This window comes from Pseudoalteromonas neustonica, assembly GCF_001653135.1.
GTDB lineage: Bacteria > Pseudomonadota > Gammaproteobacteria > Enterobacterales > Alteromonadaceae > Pseudoalteromonas > Pseudoalteromonas neustonica.
Window position 1 is genome coordinate 85,657 of record NZ_BDDS01000002.1, and the last position, 21,413, is coordinate 107,069.

Annotated in this window: 19 protein-coding genes; 15 read left to right on the forward strand and 4 right to left on the reverse strand. The window is 40.3% G+C overall.

Features of this window, described 5'->3' with window-relative positions; all coding sequences use genetic code 11:
- Positions 1-121 precede the first annotated feature (121 nt).
- Positions 122-628, reverse strand: a complete 507-nt coding sequence (locus A7967_RS03675; protein ID WP_054204724.1) for a DUF2062 domain-containing protein — start codon at positions 626-628, stop codon at positions 122-124.
- A gap of 21 nt (positions 629-649) precedes the next feature.
- On the opposite strand from A7967_RS03675, the gene A7967_RS03680 reads away from it, so the two are divergent.
- Genes A7967_RS03680 through tcdA form a run of 7 tightly spaced genes read left to right on the forward strand, consistent with a single transcriptional unit; the run spans position 650 to position 8,078 of the window.
- Complete coding sequence (locus A7967_RS03680; protein WP_054453070.1) at positions 650-2,878, forward strand: DNA internalization-related competence protein ComEC/Rec2; 2,229 nt, start codon at positions 650-652, stop codon at positions 2,876-2,878.
- 58 nt (positions 2,879-2,936) lie between these two features.
- Positions 2,937-4,682 carry a lipid A export permease/ATP-binding protein MsbA gene (msbA, locus tag A7967_RS03685; protein ID WP_064435393.1) on the forward strand — a complete coding sequence of 582 codons (1,746 nt, stop codon included), beginning with the start codon at positions 2,937-2,939 and terminating at the stop codon, positions 4,680-4,682.
- Positions 4,679-5,659: a tetraacyldisaccharide 4'-kinase gene (lpxK, locus tag A7967_RS03690; protein WP_054204721.1), complete on the forward strand. Its 981-nt coding sequence runs from the start codon at positions 4,679-4,681 to the stop codon at positions 5,657-5,659. Before msbA ends, lpxK begins: the two co-directional genes overlap by 4 nt.
- A complete protein-coding gene (locus A7967_RS03695) occupies positions 5,649-5,846 on the forward strand; it encodes a Trm112 family protein (protein WP_064435394.1) in 198 nt (65 codons plus the stop codon). Before lpxK ends, A7967_RS03695 begins: the two co-directional genes overlap by 11 nt.
- A complete protein-coding gene (gene kdsB, locus A7967_RS03700) occupies positions 5,834-6,607 on the forward strand; it encodes a 3-deoxy-manno-octulosonate cytidylyltransferase (protein ID WP_054204719.1) in 774 nt (257 codons plus the stop codon). The genes A7967_RS03695 and kdsB overlap by 13 nt, the downstream gene beginning before the upstream one ends.
- Positions 6,600-7,277, forward strand: a complete 678-nt coding sequence (locus A7967_RS03705; protein WP_054204718.1) for a TIGR01621 family pseudouridine synthase — start codon at positions 6,600-6,602, stop codon at positions 7,275-7,277. The genes kdsB and A7967_RS03705 overlap by 8 nt, the downstream gene beginning before the upstream one ends.
- Positions 7,278-8,078 carry a tRNA cyclic N6-threonylcarbamoyladenosine(37) synthase TcdA gene (tcdA, locus tag A7967_RS03710; RefSeq protein WP_054204717.1) on the forward strand — a complete coding sequence of 267 codons (801 nt, stop codon included), beginning with the start codon at positions 7,278-7,280 and terminating at the stop codon, positions 8,076-8,078.
- Between the two features lie 2 nt (positions 8,079-8,080).
- Here tcdA and A7967_RS03715 read toward each other — a convergent pair whose 3' ends face one another.
- The 3 genes from A7967_RS03715 to A7967_RS03725 all read right to left on the reverse strand — a co-directional run bounded on the left by A7967_RS03715 (position 8,081) and on the right by A7967_RS03725 (position 11,129).
- Positions 8,081-8,491, reverse strand: coding sequence for a SufE family protein (locus A7967_RS03715; protein ID WP_054204716.1), 411 nt, complete (start codon positions 8,489-8,491; stop codon positions 8,081-8,083).
- Between the two features lie 13 nt (positions 8,492-8,504).
- Entirely contained in the window at positions 8,505-9,719 is a 1,215-nt protein-coding gene (locus tag A7967_RS03720; RefSeq protein ID WP_054204715.1) for a SufS family cysteine desulfurase, read from the reverse strand.
- A 123-nt stretch (positions 9,720-9,842) separates the two neighbouring features.
- Positions 9,843-11,129: a citrate synthase gene (locus tag A7967_RS03725; protein WP_054204714.1), complete on the reverse strand. Its 1,287-nt coding sequence runs from the start codon at positions 11,127-11,129 to the stop codon at positions 9,843-9,845.
- A gap of 412 nt (positions 11,130-11,541) precedes the next feature.
- Between A7967_RS03725 and sdhC the strand changes: the two genes are divergently transcribed.
- From sdhC to sucD, 8 genes are all read left to right on the forward strand, one after another.
- A complete protein-coding gene (sdhC, locus tag A7967_RS03730; RefSeq protein ID WP_082355599.1) occupies positions 11,542-11,919 on the forward strand; it encodes a succinate dehydrogenase, cytochrome b556 subunit in 378 nt (125 codons plus the stop codon).
- Positions 11,910-12,257 (forward strand): succinate dehydrogenase, hydrophobic membrane anchor protein, encoded by a 348-nt coding sequence (gene sdhD, locus A7967_RS03735; RefSeq protein ID WP_054204713.1) that lies wholly within the window; start codon positions 11,910-11,912, stop codon positions 12,255-12,257. The genes sdhC and sdhD overlap by 10 nt, the downstream gene beginning before the upstream one ends.
- Positions 12,258-14,030: a succinate dehydrogenase flavoprotein subunit gene (gene sdhA, locus A7967_RS03740; protein ID WP_054204712.1), complete on the forward strand. Its 1,773-nt coding sequence runs from the start codon at positions 12,258-12,260 to the stop codon at positions 14,028-14,030.
- Positions 14,031-14,040: 10 nt separating this feature from the next.
- Positions 14,041-14,757, forward strand: coding sequence for a succinate dehydrogenase iron-sulfur subunit (locus A7967_RS03745; protein WP_054204711.1), 717 nt, complete (start codon positions 14,041-14,043; stop codon positions 14,755-14,757).
- 88 nt (positions 14,758-14,845) lie between these two features.
- Positions 14,846-17,665, forward strand: coding sequence for a 2-oxoglutarate dehydrogenase E1 component (locus A7967_RS03750; protein ID WP_054204710.1), 2,820 nt, complete (start codon positions 14,846-14,848; stop codon positions 17,663-17,665).
- Between the two features lie 3 nt (positions 17,666-17,668).
- Positions 17,669-19,189 (forward strand): 2-oxoglutarate dehydrogenase complex dihydrolipoyllysine-residue succinyltransferase, encoded by a 1,521-nt coding sequence (gene odhB, locus A7967_RS03755; protein ID WP_054204709.1) that lies wholly within the window; start codon positions 17,669-17,671, stop codon positions 19,187-19,189.
- A gap of 177 nt (positions 19,190-19,366) precedes the next feature.
- Positions 19,367-20,533, forward strand: coding sequence for an ADP-forming succinate--CoA ligase subunit beta (sucC, locus tag A7967_RS03760; RefSeq protein WP_007375754.1), 1,167 nt, complete (start codon positions 19,367-19,369; stop codon positions 20,531-20,533).
- A complete protein-coding gene (sucD, locus tag A7967_RS03765; protein WP_054204708.1) occupies positions 20,533-21,405 on the forward strand; it encodes a succinate--CoA ligase subunit alpha in 873 nt (290 codons plus the stop codon). Before sucC ends, sucD begins: the two co-directional genes overlap by 1 nt.
- Positions 21,406-21,413 lie beyond the last annotated feature (8 nt).

Genomic DNA, 21,413 nt, shown 5'->3' on the forward strand with positions numbered 1-21,413 from the left:
CCTCCTTTTTATAAGGAGGGCTTTTTTGTTCTATACTTCATTATTATTCAATTAACAGGATTTAAATGAACCAAAAATTGAATGTTAATAATAGTGTGTGAACTATTATTTATAGATGAGTTTATTTATGGCGATTCAACCAAGCTTTACGTACAGAGCGACGCCATAGTAAATCAACACCAAAATAGCCGAGTATTGCCGCCATACTGGCACAAATAATAGAACCAACTAAAAAGGCAGGACCTATGGTCGTCAAACTCTCAATAAACCACTGCCAAGTTGGTTCGAATGCAAAATGTTGCTCAGGATGCCCTAAAGCAATTGCTCCGACTAAATAAGAACAGTAGAAAATAGGCGGCATGGTTAAAGGATTAGTGATCCAGACTACGGCAACAGAAATCGGTAGGTTTACACGTAAAGGAATGGCTAACGCTGCAGCCAAAACCATTTGAAAAGGAACAGGGATGAATGCGAAAAATAAGCCAACTGCAAATGCACCTCGTGCAGAGCGTCGATTTAAATGCCACAAATTAGCATCATGCAATAAACGACCAAAAATTTTTAAAAATTTGTGATGTTTAACTGTATTGTGATCGGGTAAAAACCGTTGGATCGTTTTTTTAGCCATTTAAAGCAACCATTTACATCTGTGTGGTTAAGCATTGGGTTTGTTGTAGGTTGTTTAATAACCGTTTTTTATTATCAGACCCTTGTGTTTATTCTCTTCGCTTCATCTTTAACAATTGCGAGCTTGTATTTTAAGCCGTTTTTACCTGTATTGTTAGGTTTTATTTGCTCAATTTTATGTGTTTGGGTACATTTTTATAGCTTTTATTCAATTAACGCGGAACAGTTGCACGAAAATCAATCGCTACTAAGTACATTTAAAGTTGTAGAGGTAATTTCAAGACGTGATGCGTATTATTTAAAAGTTGAAATTGAATCAATTCACGAGAAAAACGTATCAAAAATTAAGCCCCCCCTGGCGTTAGTGAGTTTAAAGGTAGATGAATTGCTATCTATTGGAGATAGCATCACCACTAAGCTTAAATTGGTTCAATACCGTAGCCAGAAAAATTTTGATGTTTTTGATAAAGAGCAGCATGCTTTTAGCCAGCGTTTATTTTATAAAGCAAAGCAGATAGGCAGTGATATTCAAATTACGCGGCGGCCTAAGGCAACATTACGACAAAGCTACCGTGATTTTATTAAGCAAACTTACCAAGTGACTCAACTTAATTGGCTTTACTATGCACTATTGACTGGGGAAAGAAGTTTAATGTCGTTCGAGCAAAAAAATGAATTACAGCAGTTTGGATTGAGTCATTTACTTGCTATTTCAGGTTTACATATAGGTTTAATTTTCAGTATTGGCTTTTTTGTTAGCAAAATATTCGTATCGTGTTTTATAAAGTTATTTAGTCAAAAACTTAATTTATCAGTGATCTATAGCTTTGGTGGGTTTAGTTTAGCATTTTGTTATGTTTATTTAAGTGATTTTTTAGTCTCAGCTACGCGTGCATTAATAATGCTAGGTTGTTATTTACTTGTTTATTATTGCTCTAAGCAAACATTAAAATGGCGGAGTATTTTGTTTGCGTTAGTGTGTGTGCTTGTAATTGATCCATTTAGCTTATTGAGTCCTGGGATATATTTTTCATTCGTAGCAGTGGCTATTATCTTCTTAATATTTACTGTAAGAACACGTTTTCCAGCTAACTTTTTTACAACAATTAAAATGCTAGTTATTATACAGTTAGCATTAACAATCGGCTTGTTACCGCTATCCTTGCATTACTTTGGTGGAGTAAGCTTTATTGGCTTAGCAGTAAATTTAATAGCTATACCACTGCTTAGTATCGTTATTATGCCTTGCTTGGTTTTTATTAGCTTGCTAAGTTTTTTTGTAGAAGTACGTGAGCTTATAGCGCTATTTGATTTTTTATTGTTTGAAATGTATCAACTACTTTTAGCTATCCCTGTAGATTACCGCTGGTATGACACGACAAAACCAAAACTCGCAATAGTATTAGGCTGCTACGTAAGCGCCACAATTATTTACCTATTCCCGCGGTATTTTATTATTGGGCTATTCCCTTTTTGTCTGGTGTTAGTTGATGAATTATTACAAGCTAGGGCTCGTTGGCAAGTAGATATATTCGATGTAGGGCATGGCACCATGGCACTAATAACGATACAGAATAAAGGTTTTATGTATGATCTAGGCCCTATATATTTTAATCAATTCAGTCGAATAGAAAGCACGTTAATTCCTTATCTAAAAAATAATGATATTGAGGTTGAGCATACAGTTATTAGTCATATGGATAAGGATCATGCCGGAGGACTAAATCACTGGTTAAAACACGGTTACGCGGATACGTTTAATTTATTACAACCAGAAGGAGTGGAGCAAATATGTCTTGCTGGTAGTTATGATTTTCATAGTTTAAAAATTAATGTCATTGAGAATAAAGGAAATTTTAGCTCAGATAATGATAACTCTTGCGTCATTCAAATTAGTGATGGCAATTTTAGTGTGTTATTACCTGGCGATATTTCAATAGCGCGTGAGAATGAACTGTTATCTGAAAATTTAGATCTAAAAAGTACTGTGTTATTAAGTCCTCATCACGGGAGCAATACCTCTTCAAGTGAAGAATTTATCGACGCGGTGTCGCCCGACGTTGTTATTCATTCCAGTGCATATAAGGGGCAGTGGCAACTTCCTCATTTTGAGGTTGTTGAGCGCTATAGTAACAAACAAATAAAGCAACATGTTACAGGTACGCAAGGTCAAGTACAGATCCTTTTTTATCAAAATAGTTACCGTGTTCGCGTTGCAAGGGATGAAAGTTATTGGTTTCTAAAAGATTGAGTTTAGTTTTATGTTGCTGGAGGCTACAATACCCATAGACTATGAATTAGAGAGTGTTATGGATCAAACTACATCACAAATTTATAAGCGTTTATTGACGTATGTGGGTGATTATAAAAGCGTTGCAATCTTAGCCGTGGTAGGCATGATCGGCTATTCAGCGATGGATGCTTTATTTATTCAATTGATGAAACCTTTTATTGATCAGGGGCTTAATGAGCGAAATAGCGATGTTTTAAAATACGCACCTTTTGTAGTTATTGCACTCGTTATCGGACGAGGGGTTTTTAATTATATGTCATCTTATTGCTTGAGCTATGTAGGCTCTCAGGTCGTACGTTCATTACGTCAGCAATTGTTTGAACATATTCTCCATTTACCTGTGTCATTTCATGATCAAAATTCAACGGGCGATTTGATCTCAAAAATTACCTTTGATACCGAACAAGTCCAACAAGCAATAACAAAAGCATTGTTAGTCGTTGTGCGTGAAGGTGCCTTTGTGGTGTTTTTATTGGCCGTGATGTTTAATACCAGTTGGAAATTGTCTTTAATCTTTTTAGTTATTATTCCTTTGGTTGCGATTATTGTATCTGTAGTTTCAAAACGCTTTCGCCATATCTCTAAGAATATTCAATCCGCAATGGGACAAGTTACCCGTAGCTCAGAACAAATGCTAAGCGGTCATAAAGTTATTCATGGTTTTGGTGGCCAACAACAAGAAATAGCGCAGTTTGCCAAAGTTAATAATCATAATCGCCAACAACGCATTAAAATGGATGCGACTAAAGCTGTAAGTGTATCAGTTATCCAAATTTTAGCGGCCAGTGCAATGGCTGTTATTTTATGGATAGTGTCAATGCCATCAATGATTGACGCCATTACGTCTGGTGATTTTATGGTGTTGATATCTTCAATGATGATGCTTTTACGGCCATTAAAACAACTAGCTAATGTTAATAGTGACTTACAACGTGGCATTTCTGCGGCGCAAAGTATCTTTTTAGTACTGGATCAAGATATTGAGAAGGACACAGGGACAGTTACTGTAGATAAAGTACATGGGTTAATTGAAGTCAAAAATGTAACATTTAAGTATCCGACCAAAGATGAAGCTGTATTACATGATTTGTCTTTAACAATAAAAGCAGGTGAGAGGATCGCGTTAGTTGGGCGTTCTGGTTCTGGTAAGTCGACTATCTCTAACCTTTTACCACGGTATTACGATTTACAACAGCCGAGTGAAATACTCTTAGATGGTGTAGCGCTTTGTGATTACAAATTGGCTGACTTGCGTAAACAGTTTGCATTGGTATCACAGCAAGTTGTGTTATTCAACGATACCATAGCGAATAATATTAGCTATGGTATTTCACGCGAATTGGCTGAGGACGAACTACTTGCTGTTGCAAAACAAGCGCATGTTTGGGAATTTGTAAAAGACTTGCCTGATGGTTTAAATACGATGGTAGGTGAGAATGGTGTGATGCTTTCAGGTGGACAACGCCAACGCATTGCCATAGCGCGTGCGATATTAAAAGATGCCCCGATTCTTATCTTAGATGAGGCGACATCAGCACTGGATACTGAATCAGAGAAATTGATTCAGCAAGCATTAGATGTGTTAATGAAAAATAAAACATCCATCGTGATTGCCCATCGCTTATCAACGATTGAACACAGTGACAGAATATATGTAATTGATAACGGGAAAGTGATTGAAAGTGGAGATCATCCGTCTTTACTTGCAAAAGATGGTACCTATGCTGCTTTATGTAAAATGCAGTTTGGTGAACACTGGTGAGTAAAATTGAACAAAGTTGGTATAAAAAATTTAGCTTAATAACATTATTGTTATTGCCTTTAAGTGGTTTATTTTGGCTTATTTCATCTTTGCGGACACTTTGTTATAAATTAGGTGTGCTTAAATCATATCAAGGGGCAGTGCCCGTTATTGTTGTTGGCAATATTAGCGTTGGCGGCAATGGTAAAACCCCTTTTGTAATTTGGCTTGTTCAGCATTTACAACAAAAAGGCTTAAAAGTTGGTGTTTTAAGTCGTGGTTATGGAGGGAAATCAGATTCTTATCCGCTGAATGTTGATAAAACGGTTACGTGTGAGCAAGCGGGTGATGAACCCGTTCTTATCCAGCGTCGATTAGGGTGTCCAGTGGTCGTTGGACCTGATCGTACACAGAATATTAAAATGCTCTGCGCGCAAAATAAATTAGACGTTATCATCTCTGATGATGGCATGCAGCATTATAAAATGGCGCGCAGTATTGAATGTTGTATTGTAGACAGCGAGCGACGTTTTGGTAATGGTTTATTAATGCCCGCGGGGCCATTGAGAGAAACACAAAAACGTTTAAACGCGGTTGATTTAGTGATTGAAAATGGAGGAGAGCATGAATTTAATTATCAACTTCAAGCGTCGCCATTATTACTTGTAGCAAACGGGAAACAAGCACAGCAACCATTACTAAAAGGGCATGCAGTCAGCGCGATAGGTAACCCTAAACGATTTGAACGCACCTTAACAGCCCAAGGTATAGAGTTACTATCAACAGCACATTATCGTGATCACTATGCATATTCGGTGACTGATTTTGAAAAATATAACGAAGAAGCCGTTTTTATGACGGAAAAAGATGCGGTAAAATGCCACACTTTTGCAAAACCAACATGGTACTTTTTACCTGTTGATGCCAAACCATCAACTGCGGTAATTAACAAACTAAATTTATTACTTAAAGAAAAAGGGATCCTCGATGGCCTTTGATACAAAATTACTTGAAATAATTGCTTGCCCTGTAGGCAAAGGAAAGTTGCGCTTAGATAAAGAAAATAATGAATTGGTAAGTACAGCGGCAAAACTTGCTTACCCAATCGTTGATGACATCCCAGTATTACTTGAAAACGAAGCGCGTGAATTAAGCCAAGACGAGGTAGACAAGTGGAATTCGTAGTCGTAATACCGGCGCGTTTTGCATCTACTCGACTACCAGGCAAGCCACTTGCTGATATTTGTGGAAAGCCGATGATTCAACATGTGTACGAAAAAGCGATCGCTTCGGGTGCCAGCAAAGTAATTATTGCCACCGATCATCAAAAAGTATTTGATGCAGTAAAAGCTTTTACATCTGATGTGCTTATCACACGAGAAGATCATCACTCAGGTACAGAACGCCTTGCAGAAGTGATGGATTTATTGGCATTGCCAGATGATACAATCGTTGTAAATGTGCAAGGTGATGAGCCGCTTTTAGCCCCCGAAAATGTGACACAAGTAGCTGCACTACTGGCTGATTCAATAGCACCTATGGCCACGCTCAGTGTTGCGATTGATGATATAGAGGATGTATTTAATCCCAATGCGGTTAAAGTAGTCAGTGATGTTAATAAAAATGCCTTGTATTTTTCACGTTCAAGTATACCATTTGATCGTGCAAATATGATGGATAGAGCAAACCATGACTTAATTAATACTGCAAATTACCAGCGTCATGTGGGGATTTATGCTTATCGCGCTGGGTTTATCAAAGAGTACATCAAACTGACACCTTCGCCGCTTGAGCAATTTGAGTCGTTAGAGCAGTTACGGGTGCTTTACCATGGGCATCAAATAAAAATTGAGCAAGCACAAATAGCACCGCATGCAGGTGTTGACACACCTGAAGACTTAACGCGTGTAGTAAATTATTTACGAAGCAACACACATTGTGGATAAACAACATACCCCATTGCATGTTCATGCGCAGCATAATGACTTTTATGTCATAGAAAAACCAGCAGGGCTTAATTTTCATAGTGAAGAGGGGCCCGGATTTGTTGTGATTGCACAGCAGCAGTTAAATGAAAAACTGTATGCAGTACATCGTTTAGATAAAGTTACATCTGGCTTAATTATTTTGGCGCGCAGTAGTGAGGCCGCAGCTGAGTTTACTCGGCAATTCACTGCTCATGAAGTAGACAAATATTATTTGGCATTGTCAGATGCAAAGCCTAAGAAAAAACAAGGCTGGGTAAAGGGTGATATGGCCAAATCTCGCCGTAGCAGCTATAAACTTTTAAATACAACAGAAAACCCGGCTATTACTCGTTTTTATTCGATGAGTGTTGCGGCTAATTTACGCGGCTTTATTTTAAAACCTTACTCAGGTAAAACTCATCAATTAAGGGTTGCTCTAAAAAGCATATCAGCGCCTATCTTAGGTGATGCGCTTTACGGTGGCACGATTGCTGAACGTACATATTTGCATGCTTATGCACTGTGCTTTCTTTGGGATAACGAGCTATATCGTTTTATTTGTGAACCTAATAGCAATACTCAATTTGCACAAATTACTAAACACGAAAACTTTCATTCATGGCAGCAGCCATGGCAATTGGATTGGTAAATGACAGACTCTGTAATAGATATTCGCTTTGGCGGTATAAAGCGCTTATACGGGCAACAACAATTTGAATGGCTACAAAATGCACACTTTTGTGTGATTGGTATTGGTGGCGTAGGTAGCTGGGCTGCTGAAGCATTAGTTAGAACGGGTGTTGGTAAACTAACGTTAATAGACCTTGATGATATTTGCGCGACGAACGTTAACCGGCAAATACATGCATTAACGGGAACTATTGGTGAAGCAAAAGTTGATGCAATGAAAGAACGGTGTCAACTGATTAACCCGGAATGCGAAATTACTGTTATCGATGATTTTATTACTTTGGATAATATTCGTGAACATATTCAAAATTTTGACTATGTCATTGATTGCATTGATGCAGTGAAAGAAAAGGCCGCATTAATTGCCCACTGTAAACGTAATAAGTTGCCGATTATTACTACTGGTGGCGCCGGTGGGCAAACTGACCCTGGTCAAATTACGTTTGGTGATGTTGCTAAGTCAACACAAGATCCGCTGCTAGCTAAAGTACGCTATATTTTACGTAAACAGTACAACTTTAGTAGCAATCCAAAACGCAAGTTTAATATCGATTGTGTTTATTCAACAGAGCAACTTGTGTATCCAGGCAGTGATGGCAGTGTTTGCCATGCAAAACAAAATGCTGATGGCTCCATGAATATGGATTGCAATAATGGCTTTGGCTCTGCGACGATGATCACAGGAAGCTTTGGCTTTTTTGTTGCAGCCAAAGCAATTCGTAAGTATTTAGATAAAAAGCAACGATTAGTTCAAGTTTAAAGCTACTTTTGTGCAGCCATTGTTTGAATTCGCTCGACAATGGCTTTAACACCATTCCCTCTAGATGGGCTTAAATGGCTAATCAAACCAAGCTTCTCAAACTCTTCAAAAGCATTAATTGATAGAATCTGCGTAGGTGTTAAACCATTATATAGTGACAAAATGAGTGCTAATAAGCCTTTGACGATCCGAGTATCAGAATCACCGACAAGTACGATGCAGCTCTCTTCAAGGTCAAAGTCTAAATACAACCATACTTTGCTCTCACAACCAGGTACAAGTGCATCGTGTGTTTTTAAAATGTCAGGCATAGACGGTAATAGTTTCCCTAGTAACATAATCTCACGGTACTTTTGTTGCCAGCCGGGTGCATTTTTCAGGGTTTGTGCTATTTCTTTAAACGTTTTATTCATTGCTTATCTACTTTTAATCTAATAAAGCGATGCATTCGTGCAGAGCATTAATGAAAATATCTATATCTTGGTGAGTATTATAAAAACAAAAACTTGCCCGTACACTGCCGTTGATACCCAGATGTACCATTAAAGGTTGGGTACAATGGTGGCCGCTACGAACGGCAACACCAAATCCATCAAGTAATGTCGCAATATCGAATGGGTGTTCGTCTTTGTAATTAAAACAAATGGTACCAATATTATGTTCTAAATTACTGTAAATTGTGATGCCATCGATTTCGTTTAATTTATTAACCGCATAGTTAAATAGCCCTTGTTCATAGTCGTAGGCTGCATTCTTATCAAGTTCAGAAAGATAATCTAATGCGGCAGAAAACCCGATTACACCTGCAATATTTGGTGTGCCTGCTTCAAACTTGGCAGGTGCATCGCGAAACGTGCTGTTGAAAAGGCTCACCGTTTCAATCATTTCTCCACCCGTTTGATAAGGCAGTAAGGCGTTTAAACGCTCATACTTACCATACAGGCCACCCACGCCAGTTGGACCAAGCATTTTGTGTGCAGAGAACACATAAAAGTCACAATCGAGTATATTTAAATCAGGCTGTAGGTGCATCGCGCCTTGAGCACCATCGACGATAGTGATGGTATTAAAACCTTTTACAGTACTAAGCAGTGGGCTTAGGTTTGTTATATTTCCCAATGCATTTGATGCATGAGTGAGCGCAAGCACGGTTGGTTTTATTTGTTTTAAAAATTCAATACAGGCTGACATATTGAATGTTGCATCCGCTTCAAGCGGTAATATATGTAATTTAGCACCAGTTTTAAGTGCTAATTGTTGCCAAGGGACGATGTTTGCATGGTGTTCAAGTGGGGTAATAACGATACTTGAATTTTTATCAAGTTGTTCAGTTAATCCACAAGCAATTAGGTTTAATGCCTCAGTAGCACCTTTAGTCCAAACAATTTCACGGCTTTGCACATTAAAATATTGGGCAACTTTATCACGCGCTTTTTCGTAGGCTGTTGTTGCTTGTTCACTGAGTGAATGACGACCTCTATGAACATTTGCATTCTGCTGTGTGTAAAAAAGCTCTGTCGCAGCAATAACTGATTGGGGTTTTTGTGATGTTGCAGCAGAATCAAGGTAAACAAGAGGTTGGTCGTTTATTTTTTGTGTTAAGAGTGGGAAATCAGCACGAATTTTTTCAACAGCAAACATAAAAAAACCAAACAGTAAAAGTTGCTGGAATTGTAATGGCTTTAAGATAATTCTCAACTGTTAATAGTAAAAATCAGCAACAAAAAAGGCCGCTAAAGCGACCTTTTTTCGATAATTTAATTATTAACGCTTATCAGTTGATACGTAGTCACGGTGTGTGTAACCCGTATATAGCTGACGTGGGCGGCTGATCTTATGACCAGGCTGAGATAGCATCTCATCCCAGTGAGTGATCCAACCAACTGTACGTGCCATTGCGAAGATCACAGTGAACATACTTGTTGGAATACCAATTGCTTTTAAGATAATACCTGAGTAGAAATCTACGTTAGGGTAAAGTTTCTTCTCTACAAAGTACGGGTCTTCAAGTGCAATTTGCTCAAGTTTCATTGCAATATCAAGCAATGGATCTTGAATATTAAGCTCTGCAAGTACTTCATGACACGTTTGACGCATTACTGTTGCGCGTGGATCGAAGTTTTTGTAAACACGGTGTCCAAAGCCCATAAGGCGGAAAGGGTCCGCTTTATCTTTCGCTTTAGCGACGTATTCATCGATGCGGTCAACTGAACCAATTTCTTCTAACATGTTTAAACATGCTTCGTTAGCGCCGCCATGTGCAGGGCCCCAAAGAGATGCAATACCTGCTGCGATACACGCATATGGGTTAGCACCAGATGAGCCAGCTAGGCGTACTGTTGACGTTGAAGCGTTTTGTTCATGATCAGCGTGAAGCATGAAGATTTTGTCCATTGCTTTAGCAACAACAGGACTCACGTTGTATTCTTCAGCAGGGACAGAGAACATCATATGTAAGAAGTTTTCAGCATAGCTTAAGTCGTTACGTGGGTACACGAACGGTTGGCCAACGTTGTATTTGTAAGCCATTGCAGCAATTGTTGGTAGCTTAGCAATAAGTTTAACAGCACTTGTTTTACGTTGTGTCGCATCCGTAATATCAAGGTCTTCATGATAAAAAGATGATAATGCACCAACAACACCACACAGCATAGCCATTGGGTGAGCATCAAAGCGGAAACCCTGAAAGAAGTTTGCAATTTTTTCATCAAGCATAGTGCTATGAGTGATTTCTTTTGCAAATTCAGTGTATTGCTCTTTAGATGGTAACTCACCGTTCAATAGTAAGTAACATAACTCAACATAATCTGAGTCTTCAGCTAATTGCTCAATTGGGTAACCACGGTGAAGCAAGATACCTTTGCCGCCATCAATATAAGTAATTGAAGATTCGCAAGAACCAGTCGACATGAAACCTGGATCATATGTGAAATGACCGTGTGCACCTAACGTGCGTACATCGATTACATCTTGACCTGCAGTACCTTTGTAAATTGGAAGTTCGATTGGATCTAGACCATCAATATGGACTGTGGCTTTTTTATCCGCCATCTATTTATCTCCTATTAAGATAACAACTCTGATTGTTATGTTCTGAATTTGTTTAAGCACATTCTTTTCATTTTAACGTGAAAGAGGGGGTTAAAGTCAATTTTTATAAACATTATGCACAAATGTATAATAAATATTCTGAGAGGATTAAATATTATACCATTGGCTAATTCGCAAATATCTCTAATTAAACAAGAATTGTAAAAAGACCGTTGGCTATATATACTATCGAAGGTTTTATACCGTATTGTCTGTAGGTAAACGTTATTTTTACATGTGATTTTTGCAAAAATGTGAACTTTTCTTGTGTTAATAAAGTTTATTTAGATAGTTCCATCAGAAAAATTCATTTTTGGTGGGTTTAGAAAAACAAGTAGATGAGCTCCTAAGTGGGCAAGATGGGCAAGTAACTGTGAAAAAGCAAAGACCTGTAAATCTAGATCTAACAACTATATCTATGCCGGCAACGGCTAAAGCATCAATATTTCACCGCGTCACCGGTGTTGCATTATTTTTTGCTTTAACGTTTGTCATTTGGGCTTGGTCAGAGTCTCTTTCTTCAGCTGAAGGTTTTGAATTCGTCAAGGGTCTGTTTAGCGGATTCATTGCCAAATTCATAGCTTGGGGCACCATTTCTGTATTGGCGTATCACCTTATCGGCGGTATTCGTCATATCATTATGGATATGGGACATTGGGAAGAACTTGAATCAGGTAACCTCAGCGCTAAAATTGCTATGGCACTTGGCGTTGTGGCTTCCGTATTAGCAGGGGTGTGGATATGGTGTTAAATCAAGCAACTCTTAAGCGTGATGGCGTACAAGATTTCGTATCTTTACGTACCACGGCACTCGTAATTACCGCGTATGCGATTTTTATTATTGGCTATTTTTTAGCGTCGCCAGAAGTCACTTACGAAGCATGGCAAGGCCTGTTTTCAAACCTAGCAATGAAAGGGTTTACGCTAATTACCCTGGTTTGCATTATGGTTCACACCCGTATTGGCCTTTGGCAAGTACTAACAGACTATGTTAAATGCGCAAAGTTGCGTGCTGCTTTAGGGTTTGTATTAAACCTTATGGCCGCGGCGTACGTAGCTATTGGTCTAATTGTTTTATGGGGTGTTTAAGTGAAATATTCTGTTCGTGAATTTGATGCCGTCGTGATTGGCGCAGGTGGTGCGGGTATGCGCGCAGCACTTGCAATCACTGAATCAGGTAAAACCTGTGCACTTATCTCTAAAGTTTTCCCAACCCGTTCGCACACTGTGTCCGCACAAGGTGGTATTACGGTTGCGTTGGGTAACTCACATGAAGATAACTGGGAATGGCACATGTACGATACTGTTAAAGGTTCCGATTTTATCGGCGATCAAGACGCTATCGAATATATGTGTAAAACAGGACCTGAAGCCATTACTGAATTAGAAAACATGGGTCTACCATTTTCTCGTTTTGAAAATGGCCGTGTTTACCAACGTCCTTTCGGTGGTCAATCGAAAAACTTTGGTGGTGAGCAAGCCGCACGTACAGCAGCTGCAGCTGACCGTACAGGTCATGCGCTACTACACCTTCTTTACCAACAAAACGTTAAAAATAAAACCAATGTATTCTCAGAGTGGTATGCATTAGATTTAGTTAAAAACGACGATGGTAATGTTGTTGGTTGTACTGCGATTGATATTGAGACAGGTGAAGTTGTTTACTTCAAGTCAAAAGCGGTTGTATTAGCAACGGGTGGTGCGGGTCGTATTTTTGCATCAACAACTAATGCACACATCAACACTGGTGACGGTGTTGGTATGGCAACACGTGCTGGCATCTCAATGCAAGACATGGAGATGTGGCAATTCCACCCTACTGGCATTGCTGGCGCGGGTACACTTGTTACTGAAGGTTGTCGTGGCGAAGGTGGTTATCTTTTAAATAAAGATGGCGAGCGCTTCATGGAGCGTTATGCACCGAACGCAAAAGATTTAGCGTCACGCGACGTAGTTGCGCGTTCAATGATGACGGAAATTCGTGAGGGGCGTGGTTGTGATGGTCCTTGGGGTCCACACATTAAACTTAAGCTTGATCACCTTGGTGAAGAAACGCTTAATTTACGCCTTCCAGGTGTTTGTGACCTTGCGAAAACATTTGCACACGTTGATCCTGCTAAAGAACCAATTCCAGTAATCCCTACGTGTCATTATATGATGGGTGGTGTTCCAACTAACGTAAATGGTCAAGCGCTACAAATCGACGCCCAAGGCAACGAAAAAGTAGTTGAAGGATTATTTGCAGTAGGTGAAATTGCCTGTGTATCTGTACACGGTGCAAACCGCTTAGGTGGTAACTCATTACTTGATTTAGTTGTTTTTGGTCGTGCAGCGGGTAACTTCCTTGGCACATACTTAAATGATGTTGAAGTATCAAAAGATGCGTCAGAATCAGATTTAGATGCGGCTCTTGCTCGCTTCAACCGTTGGGAAAACTCAGCTGTTGGTCAAGGTGAAGATCCAGTTCAAATCAAGAAAGACCTACAACAATGTATGCAACTTAACTTCTCGGTATTCCGTGAAGGTGAGTCTATGGCTGCGGGTCTGCAAGAACTTAAAGAAATTCGTGAACGTTTGCAACATGCGCGTCTTGATGATAAATCATCAGATTTCAATACTGCACGTATCGAATGTCTTGAATTAGATAACATGATGGAAACAGCATACTCAACAGCAGTTGCTGCAAACTTCCGCACAGAAAGCCGTGGTGCGCATTCTCGCTTTGACTACCCAGATCGTGATGACGAAAACTGGTTATGTCACTCAGTTTTCAATCCGGTAACGGATGAAATGAGCAAGCGTGATGTAAACTATGCGCCTAAACTGCGCGAAGCATTTCCACCTAAAGCACGTACCTACTAGGAGCGAGACGATGGCACAAGTACAATTTTCTGTTTATCGTTACAATCCAGATGTTGATAACGCCCCACGTATGCAAGAGTATACTTTGCAAACGGAAGAAGGCCACGACATGATGGTATTGGACGCACTTTTATTATTAAAAGAGCAAGATCCAACCTTATCATTTCGTCGTTCATGCCGTGAAGGCGTGTGTGGTTCTGACGGTGTCAACATGAATGGTAAAAATGGTCTAGCATGTATTACACCTTTATCTACGCTGCAAAAAAATGGCAAAGGTAAAATCGTAGTTCGTCCATTACCAGGCTTACCTGTGGTACGTGACCTTGTTATTGACATGAGTCAGTTCTACACTCAATACGAAAAAGTAAAACCATATCTAATTAATGACACGCCAGCGGCGGGTGAACGTCTTCAAACGATCGAAGAACGTGATAAGTTAGATGGTCTTTACGAATGTATTCTGTGTGCATGTTGTTCAACATCGTGTCCTTCGTTCTGGTGGAATCCAGACAAGTTCATAGGTCCTGCTGGCCTTCTTCATGCTTACCGTTTCTTGGCTGATAGCCGCGATACGGCAACAGAAGAACGTTTAGCTGACTTAGACGATGCGTTCAGCGTATTCCGTTGTCACAGTATCATGAACTGTGTTAGCGTTTGTCCTAAAGGTCTTAATCCTACTAAGGCAATTGGACAAATCAAGTCAATGCTATTGAACCGTTCGGTTTAAAAGTATTGTAAAAAGTAAGGTGGCTGATGTAAGTTAGCCATCTTGTTATATAACAATTAATTTCTGCGCTAAAGAAAAGGGCTTATAAATGCACGAAGGTGTGATGAAGGCATGGCTAGAATCTTCACATTTAAACGGCGGAAACGTTGCTTATGTTGAAGAGCTTTATGAAGCGTATTTAGATGATGCGACTTCTGTGCCAGAAGAATGGCGAGAAGTGTTCGAACAATTACCAAAAGTAGATGGTGTGGATGTTGACGTTAAGCATTCAGAAGTTCGTGCACAATTTGCGGCGCTTGCTAAAAACAAGCATAGAGAAGTAGTGGTAACACAAAGCAATGGTGGAGACCTTAAACAGGTTAAAGTACTCCAGCTAATTAATGCTTTTCGTTTCCGCGGTCACCAAAATGCTAACCTAGACCCATTAGGGATATGGCAGCGTGAACGCGTTCGAGACTTAGAACTTGAATACCACGACCTATCTAAAGCTGATTTTGACCGCGAATTTAACGTGGGATCGTTTGCCGTTGGCCGCGATACCATGCCTTTAGGTGAGTTATATCAAGCTCTGATGACCACATATTGTGGCTCTGTTGGCGCTGAGTATATGCACATCACATCCACTGAAGAAAAACGCTGGTTACAACAACGTTTGGAATCAGTGCAGTCGCGTCCGACTTTCAGTAAAGATGAAAAGTTGCGTATCCTAAAAGGGTTAACCGCAGCTGATGGTCTGGAAAAGTATTTAGGGGCTAAGTTCCCTGGTGCAAAACGCTTCTCACTTGAAGGTGGTGATGCATTAGTACCGATGCTAAAAGAATTGATTCATCGAGCGGGCGAAAGCGGTCAACAAGAAGCTGTCATTGGTATGGCTCATCGCGGTCGTCTAAATGTGCTTATTAATGTTTTAGGTAAAAACCCATCAGAGTTATTCGATGAGTTTGCTGGTAAACATAAAGAAACACTGAGCTCGGGTGATGTTAAGTACCATATGGGTTATTCGTCTGATTTTGCTACCAAAGGTGGCAATGTTCATATGGCGCTTGCTTTTAATCCATCTCACCTTGAAATTGTAAACCCAGTTGTAATGGGTTCAGTTCGTGCACGTTTAGATCGTTTAAACAGTGAGAGCGGTTCAAAAGCGTTACCAATTACCATTCATGGTGATTCTGCAATTGCAGGGCAAGGCGTTGTACAAGAAACCTTTAACTTATCGCAAACAAATGCGTTTAGTTGTGGTGGTAGTATTCGTATTGTAGTCAATAACCAAGTTGGATTTACTACAAGTAAACAAGACGATGTTCGTTCTACAGATTACTGTACCGACATCGCAAAAATGGTCCAGTCACCGATTTTCCACGTTAACTCTGATGATCCTGAAGCCGTTGCATTTGTAACTCAAATCGCGCTTGATTTCAGAAATCAATTTAAACGTGATGTAGTCATCGACTTAGTTTGTTATCGCCGCCATGGCCATAATGAAGCGGATGAGCCGAATGCGACTCAACCGATCATGTACCAAAAAATTAAAAAACACCCAGTACCACGTTTAATCTATGCAGATCAACTAACAGCGGAAGGGTCATTCACTGAAAGTGAAATTAAAGCATTAGCTGACGATTACCGTAATAGCTTAGATGACGGTCACTGTGTTGTTGAAGAGATTCAAAAAGAAACATCACATTCTTCTGATTGGGCAAAATATGTAGGCCATGAATGGAATGTAGAATACGATGCAAGCGTATCAATAGAAAAACTTAAAGAACTTGGTACAATTGTCGCTAGCTACCCTGAAGGGCATAAAGCGCAATCACGTGTTAAAAAGATTTATGATGATCGTAAATTAATGGCAACAGGTGAAAAACCACTCGATTGGGGTATGGCAGAAACACTTGCTTATGCAACGATTGCATCTGAAGGCACAGATATTCGCATGACTGGGCAAGATTCAGGGCGTGGTACGTTCTTCCACCGCCATGCGGTTGTTCATAACCAAACAGATGGTTCTACCTATTTACCACTGCAAAACATCAGTAAAGATCAAGGCACTTTCCAAGTATTCGATTCAGTTCTTTCTGAAGAAGCTGTTGTTGCCTTTGAGTATGGTTATGCAACAGCTGAGCCTACATCATTAGTTATTTGGGAAGCTCAGTTTGGTGACTTCGCCAATGGCGCGCAAGTTGTATTTGACCAATTCTTAAGCTCTGGTGAGCAAAAATGGGGCCGCCTATGTGGTCTTACAATTTTGTTACCGCATGGTTATGAAGGTCAAGGTCCAGAACATAGTTCGGCACGTTTAGAGCGTTTCTTACAATTATGTGCCGATCACAACATGCAAGTATGTGTACCTTCTACACCAGCGCAAGTATATGCAATGCTGCGTCGTCAGTCAGTAAGACCACTTCGTCGTCCATTGATTGTAATGACACCAAAATCTTTACTGCGTCACCCACTTGCAACGTCCACGTTAGAGGAGTTGTCAGAAGGTGTATTCCACAATATGATTGATGAAATCGATGATATTGACGCGGCTAAAGTTGAACGTGTTGTATTTTGTAGCGGTAAAGTATATTACGAGCTACTACAAGAACGTCGTAAACTTGAACTTGATAACGTAGCTATTGTGCGTGTTGAACAGTTATACCCATTCCCACATGATGAAATGGAAGCCATTATGGCCCGTTATCAGCATGTATCTGATTTTGTTTGGTGTCAAGAAGAGCCACAAAACCAAGGTGCTTGGTATTGTTCACAACATCACTTTGTAGAGGCAATCCCACAAGGTGCGAAGCTTAAATATGCTGGCCGTAAAGCATCAGCTTCTCCAGCATGTGGTTATATGTCAGTGCATACAAAAGAACAACAAGCGCTAGTCGCAGACGCGCTTACTATTGAAAATAAAGGATAAGCAATGAGCACAGAAATTAAAGTTCCTGTTCTTCCTGAGTCGGTTGCTGATGCTTCCGTTGCTACATGGCATGTAAGTGTTGGCGACAAAGTATCTCGCGACCAAAACTTAGTAGACATTGAAACAGATAAAGTGGTTTTAGAAGTTGTTGCACCGCATGACGGTGTGATCACTGAGATTTCGCAAGAAGAAGGTGCTACCGTACTTGGTGACCAAGTAATCGGTCTAATTGGTGATGCTGATGCAGCAGCGCCTAGCGAAGACGCGAAGAGTGAAGCAGCACCTGCTTCTGATAAACAAGACAATGCGCCAGTGGCGCCATCAGCACCAGCCTCAGAAGGTAAAGAAGTGGACATTAAAGTACCTGTACTTCCAGAATCAGTCGCAGACGCGACAGTAGCTACTTGGCATGTTCAACCAGGTGACGCAGTTTCTCGCGATCAAAACTTGGTTGATATCGAAACAGATAAAGTTGTTCTTGAAGTTGTTGCTCAAGAAGATGGCATCATGGGTGAGATTATTCATGCAGAAGGCGATACTGTACTTGGTGAACAAGTTATCGGTAAAGTGCAAGCCGGTGGTGTAGCTGCCGCTCCTGCTGCAAAATCTGATGCTGCACCAGCTGCAGAAGCAAGCGATAGCTCAGATGTGTTAACACCATCTGTACGTCGTTTAATTGCTGAAAAAGGCCTAGACGCTGCTAAAATTAAAGGCACAGGCAAAAATGGCCGTGTAACGAAAGAAGATGTTGATACTTTCTTAAAAGCACCAGCACCAGCGGCCAAAAAAGCAGAGGTTTCTGCTCCAGTTGCACCTATGGGCGATCGTACACAAAAACGTGTGCCTATGACGCGTTTACGTAAAACGATCGCAACACGCCTTCTTGAAGCTAAAAATTCAACTGCAATGCTAACAACATTTAACGAAGTAAACATGGAACCAATCATGAGCCTTCGTAAGCAGTATCAAGAAGTGTTTGAAAAGCGTCACGGTATTCGCTTAGGTTTTATGTCTTTCTATGTGAAAGCAGTGACTGAAGCACTTAAGCGCTTCCCTGATGTAAATGCATCGATTGACGGTGACGATATCGTTTATCATAACTATTTTGATATCAGTATTGCAGTATCTACACCTCGTGGTTTAGTGACACCAGTACTTAAAGATTGTGACAAGCTATCGGTTGCCGAAATTGAAAAAGGTATTCGTGAACTAGCCCTTAAAGGTCGTGATGGTAAGTTAACGCTTGCTGATATGACAGGTGGTAACTTCACTATTACTAATGGGGGCGTATTTGGTTCATTACTATCTACACCTATCATTAATTTGCCACAGTCGTCAATTTTGGGTATGCATAAAATCCAAGACCGTCCAATGGCTGTAAATGGTAAAGTTGAAATACTTCCTATGATGTATTTAGCACTTTCTTATGACCACCGTATCATTGATGGTAAAGAATCTGTTGGTTTCTTAGTAACTATTAAAGAGTTACTTGAAGATCCAACACGCTTATTGCTAGATGTTTAATCTAGTTGTATGAAATATGAGCTGTGAATGAACATTCACAGCTTTTTTTTTGCGCCTTTGGTCGTACTGGGGTTTTCATGTTAAGCCTTGGGATCTATACTAGGTGCGCAATTTGGGATAGCTGTCTGTTTATAAAAATAGTCAGCTCTTTTAGTATAAAAAATTGGATAAAGCATCATGAATTTGCATGAGTATCAGGCAAAACAACTTTTTGCCGAATATGGTTTACCAGTTTCTCAGGGTTTCGCATGCGACACACCTGAAGAAGCTGCAGCAGCTGCTGAGAAAATCGGCGGTGATATGTGGGTTGTTAAAACTCAGGTTCACGCAGGTGGACGTGGTAAAGCTGGCGGTGTAAAGCTAGTTAAAACTATCGACGAAGTAAAAGCGTTTGCAGCTAACTGGTTAGGTAAAAACCTAGTTACTTACCAAACAGACGAGAAAGGTCAGCCAGTTGCTAAGATTTTAGTAGAAAGCTGTACAGATATCGCCAACGAATTGTACCTTGGTGCAGTTGTTGACCGTGCATCTCGCAAAGTTGTTTTCATGGCGTCTACTGAAGGCGGTGTTGAAATTGAAACTGTTGCTGAAGAAACACCAGAGCTTATCCACAAAGCTGAGATCGATCCGTTAGTAGGTCCTCAAGCTTATCAAGCCCGCGAATTAGGTTTCAAATTGGGTCTTAACCCAGTGCAGATGAAACAGTTCGTTAAGATCTTCATGGGTCTTGGTAAAATGTTCACTGATTTTGATTTCGCATTACTTGAAATCAACCCGTTAGTAATCACAGACGAAGGTAATCTTCACTGTCTTGACGGAAAAATCGGTATCGATGGTAATGCACTTTACCGTCAACCTAAAATCCGTGAGTTCCACGATCCATCTCAAGAAGATGCACGTGAAGCACATGCAGCAAGTTTTGAGCTTAACTACGTAGCCCTTGATGGTAACGTTGGTTGTATGGTTAACGGTGCGGGACTTGCGATGGGTACTATGGACATCGTAAACCTACACGGTGGCAAACCGGCTAACTTCCTAGATGTTGGTGGCGGCGCGACTAAAGAGCGTGTTTCTGAAGCATTCAAAATCATTCTTTCTGATGATAATGTTAAAGCTGTTTTAGTAAACATCTTTGGTGGTATCGTTCGTTGTGACATGATCGCTGAAGGCATCATTGGCGCAGTTAAAGAAGTGGGCGTAAACGTTCCAGTAGTTGTACGTTTAGAAGGTACTAATGCTGAACTTGGTCGTGAAGTTCTGGCTAAATCTGACCTTAATATCATCGCTGCTGAATCACTAACAGACGCTGCTGAAAAAGTAGTTGCTGCTGCGGAGGGCAAATAATGTCTGTATTAATCAATAAAGATACAAAAGTTATCTGTCAAGGTTTCACAGGTGGTCAGGGTACTTTCCATTCTGAGCAAGCACTTGAGTACGGTACTCAAATGGTTGGTGGTGTAAGCCCTGGTAAAGGCGGTCAAACGCACCTTGGTCTTCCAGTATTCAACACAGTTCGTGATGCAGTACAAGAAACAGGCGCAACTGCGTCAGTTATCTATGTACCAGCGCCTTTTTGTAAAGATGCAATCTTAGAAGCTATCGATGCTGGCATTGAGCTGATTGTTTGTATCACTGAAGGTATCCCTACACTTGATATGGTTGACGTTAAAGTTAAACTAGATCAAACAGGTACTCGTATGATCGGTCCTAACTGCCCAGGTGTTATCACTCCTGGCGAAACTAAGATTGGTATCATGCCTGGTCACATCCACAAGCCTGGTAAAGTAGGTATCGTTTCTCGCTCTGGTACTTTAACGTACGAAGCAGTTAAACAAACTACTGATGCTGGTTTTGGTCAGTCTACGTGTGTTGGTATTGGTGGTGATCCAATTCCAGGTACTAACTTTATCGACGTTTTAGAAATGTTCGAAAAAGATCCACAAACTGAAGCAATCGTAATGATTGGTGAAATTGGTGGTACTGCAGAAGAAGAAGCTGCAGAGTACATCAAAGCTAACGTAACTAAACCTGTTGTATCTTACATTGCTGGTGTTACTGCACCAGAAGGTAAGCGTATGGGTCACGCTGGCGCGATCATCGCAGGCGGTAAAGGTACTGCTGATGAGAAATTTGCTGCATTAGAAGCTGCGGGCGTAAAAACTGTACGTTCACTTGCTGATATCGGTAAAGCATTGAAAGAAAAAACGGGTTGGTAATAACCAGT